Source organism: Streptomyces lushanensis, from assembly GCF_001700515.1.
GTDB classification, from domain to species: Bacteria; Actinomycetota; Actinomycetes; order Streptomycetales; family Streptomycetaceae; genus Streptomyces; species Streptomyces lushanensis.
In genome coordinates, this window is record NZ_MAUD01000221.1 from 1 (window position 1) to 3,221 (window position 3,221).

Here is a 3,221-nt window from a genome sequence, read left to right on the forward strand (position 1 = left end):
GCCTGCCCCGCACCCCTGTCCGTCCGTCAGCTCTCCAGGAACGGATAGTCGATGTAGCCCTTGTCGTCGCCGCCGAAGAAGGACGCCGGGTCGGGGCTGTTGTACGGGCCGCCGGCCTTCAGCCGGGCCGGCAGATCGGGGTTGGCGAGGAAGAGCCCGCCGAAGGAGACGATGTCCGCCGTACCGTCCTCGATCAGCTTCAGCTCGTCGGCGCCGGTGAATCCCTCGGTCGCGGCGTTGAGGACGAGTGTCCCGGAGAAGTGCTTGCGCAGGACGTTCGTCAGGTCGCGCGTCTTCTCGATCAGATGCAGATAGGCCAGACCGATCGGCTCCAGCTGCTTGACCAGCGCGATGTACGCCTCGTCCGGCTCGGGCTCCACGATGCTGTTGTACTCGTTCCCGGGCGAGATACGGATCGCGGTGCGCGAGGCGCCGATCTCGTCGGCGACCGCGCGGGTCACCTCGACCGCGAAGCGGATACGGCCCTCCACGGAGCCGCCCCACTCGTCGGTCCGCAGATTGGAGCCGGGCGCCAGGAACTGGTGGATCAGATAACCGTTGGCACCGTGCAGCTCGACCCCGTCGAAACCGGCCTCGATCGCGTTGCGGGCGGCGGAGACGAAGTCCGCGATGGTCGCCCGTACCTCGTCGGAGGTCAGCTCGTGCGGCGTGACGAAGTCCTTGGGACCGTCGTGGAGATAGACCTGTCCCTGCGCGGCGACGGCGGAGGCGCTCACCGGCACCAGACCGTCGGGAAGCAGATCCGGGTGGCCGATCCGGCCGGCGTGCATGATCTGGGCGAAGATCTTGCCGCCCTTGGCGTGTACGGCGTCGGTGACCTTGCGCCAGCCCGCGATCTGCTCGGCGCTGTGCAGACCGGGAGTGTCCGGGTAGCCCTGGCCGACCACGGAGGGCTGGGTCCCCTCGGTGATGATCAGACCGGCGGAGGCACGCTGTGTGTAGTACTCCACCACCGAGTCGGTGGGCGAGTGGCTGGGGCCGAAGGCGCGACTGCGGGTCATCGGGGCCATGGCGATGCGGTTGGCGAGCTGCGTACCCGAGAGGTCGATCGGGTCGAACGCTGTGGTCATGAACGCTCCCAGAGCGGTGAATGGCTGGCACGGCGGTTGTGACCGACCGATATGTGGTCGGCCAAGCAATCAACCGTGGATCACCCTAACGTATTCCTTGGCCGACCAAGCTAAACTCATGGCCATGACCTCGGAACGCACGGACGACCCTGCCTGTACCGGCGATCCGCCGGGTGACCACACGGGCGATCCGCGGGGCACCACGCACGGCGGCCCGGTCAGCCACTCCCTGTCCCGGGTCGCGCGGCTGCACCGTATCGCCGCGGGCAAGCTGCTGCGGCGCACCGGCCTCTACCCGGGCCAGGAGTTCCTGATGATGCGCCTGTGGAACACGGACACGGTGCGCCAGTCCGAACTGATCAAGGCGATGGACCTCGATCCGTCGACGGTCACCAAGATGCTCCAGCGGCTGGACCAGGCCGGGTATGTGAGGCGTTCGGCCGATCCGGAGGACCGGCGGGCGGTGCTGGTCGAGGCGACCGGGGAGAGCTGCACGCTGCGCTCCGAGGTGGCGGACGCCTGGACGGATCTGGAGGAACAGACGCTGGCGGGACTCGACGAGGCCGAGCGCGGGGAACTGGCGCGGCTGCTCGCCAAGGTCGAGGAGAACCTCTGCCGGGAGACGCAGGAGTGCCCCGAGCGGCGGGGTGAGGCGGGGACGGCGGCGGAGGAGCGACGGCCGGCGGACCGGGAGTAGACCGGACCGCCCGGCCCCGGACCCGGCACGGCCCCGACCGCCGCTACGAGGCCGACGGCGCCACCGGCTCCCGCCGGCGCTCAGCCGGCCAGCACATCCAGGGCCCGGTCCACATCCGCCGTGGAGTTGTAGAGGTGGAAGGCGGTCCGTACGTACCCCGCGCGGATCGAGACGGCCACTCCCGCCCGTTCGAGGTCGGCGTGACGGTGCGTCAGCCCCGGTACGGAGACGATCACGGAGCCCTCGGCGGGAACCGGCTCGTGGCCGAGGCCGATGACACCCTCCCGGAAGCGGGCGGCGAGCGCGGTGTTGTGCGCGTGGAGCGCCTCGGCGCCGATCTCCTCCAGCAGCGCGAGGGACTCGGCGGCCCCGTGGTAGGAGAGGAAGGACAGCGGCTCGTCGAAACGGCGCGCGGAGTGGGCCAGTTCGCCGACGGGACCGTACGTACTGGCCCAGAGGTCCTCGCCCGCGGTCCATCCCGCGTGCAGCGGCGCCAGCGACTCCTGCGCCTCCTCGGTCACCGTGAGGAATGACGTGCCGCGCGGACAGACGAGGAACTTGAACCCGCCGGTGACGGTGTAGTCGAACGCGCCGGCGTCCACGGGCAGCCAGCCGGCCGACTGCGTGGTGTCGACCAGCGTACGGGCGCCGTGCGCGGCGGCGGCCGCCCGTACCGCGTCGAGATCGGCGATCCGGCCGTCCGCCGACTGGACCGAGGAGAACGCCACCAGCGCGGTGCCCGGCCGTACCGCCTCCGCGAGGTCCGCCAGCGGCGCGTACCGCAGCTTGAGGTCGCCGCGTACGGCGAACGGTGTGATCACCGAGCTGAAGTCGCCCTCGGGGAAGAGGACTTCGGCGCCCGCGGGGAGCGAGGCGGCGATCAGTCCGACATGGACCGAGACCCCGCCGCCGGTGGCGACCCGCTCGGCCGGCAGACCGATGAGCCGGGCGAAAGCGGCGCGGACCGCGCCGACGGTCTCGAAGCTCCCGGCACCGCGCCCGGCCGCGTTCCCCTCGGCGAGCGCCCGTACGGCGGCGACGGCCCGGCGGGGCAGCAGCCCGCAGCTGGCGGTGTTGAGATAGGTCGTGTCCGGCGCGAACTCGGCGCCTCCCAGGGTGTCCATGTGCCCACCCTGGAACCCGCCCACCTCATAGTCAATCGCGTAAATCTAATGACAACACCCAAGCTGCCCTTATGAATGGGCTCCGGCCTGCGACGACTGGACTCCGGCCCCCGGAATCTCGCAGGAACCGTCGGTGTCGCACACCGCGGCATCCGGCGCGGCGACGGCGACGGGCGTGATCACCCGTCCCTGCCACGCCTGCTCCAGCGCCTGGGTGAACAGCTCGGCCGGCTGCCCTCCGGAGACGCCGTAGCGCCGGTCGAGCACGAAGAACGGGACCCCGTTCGCGCCCAGCTCGGCGGCCTCGCG

General features: G+C 70.8%; 4 protein-coding genes. 1 reads left to right on the forward strand and 3 read right to left on the reverse strand.

Annotated features, from left to right (window positions below; genetic code table 11):
* Nucleotides 1–26: 26 nt before the first annotated feature.
* Nucleotides 27–1,091, reverse strand: coding sequence for an alkene reductase (locus BFF77_RS19110; protein ID WP_066951240.1), 1,065 nt, complete (start codon nucleotides 1,089–1,091; stop codon nucleotides 27–29).
* Between the two features lie 124 nt (nucleotides 1,092–1,215).
* Between BFF77_RS19110 and BFF77_RS19115 the strand changes: the two genes are divergently transcribed.
* Entirely contained in the window at nucleotides 1,216–1,788 is a 573-nt protein-coding gene (locus tag BFF77_RS19115) for a MarR family winged helix-turn-helix transcriptional regulator (protein ID WP_079125298.1), read from the forward strand.
* Nucleotides 1,789–1,868: 80 nt separating this feature from the next.
* Here the strand turns inward: BFF77_RS19115 and BFF77_RS19120 are convergent, their stop codons facing one another.
* Together BFF77_RS19120 and BFF77_RS19125 are read right to left on the reverse strand one after the other, a co-directional pair.
* Nucleotides 1,869–2,912 carry an aminotransferase class V-fold PLP-dependent enzyme gene (locus BFF77_RS19120; protein ID WP_066951244.1) on the reverse strand — a complete coding sequence of 348 codons (1,044 nt, stop codon included), beginning with the start codon at nucleotides 2,910–2,912 and terminating at the stop codon, nucleotides 1,869–1,871.
* Between the two features lie 69 nt (nucleotides 2,913–2,981).
* Nucleotides 2,982–3,221: DsbA family oxidoreductase (locus BFF77_RS19125; protein ID WP_425424393.1), on the reverse strand; the 240-nt coding region annotated here is incomplete at its 5' end.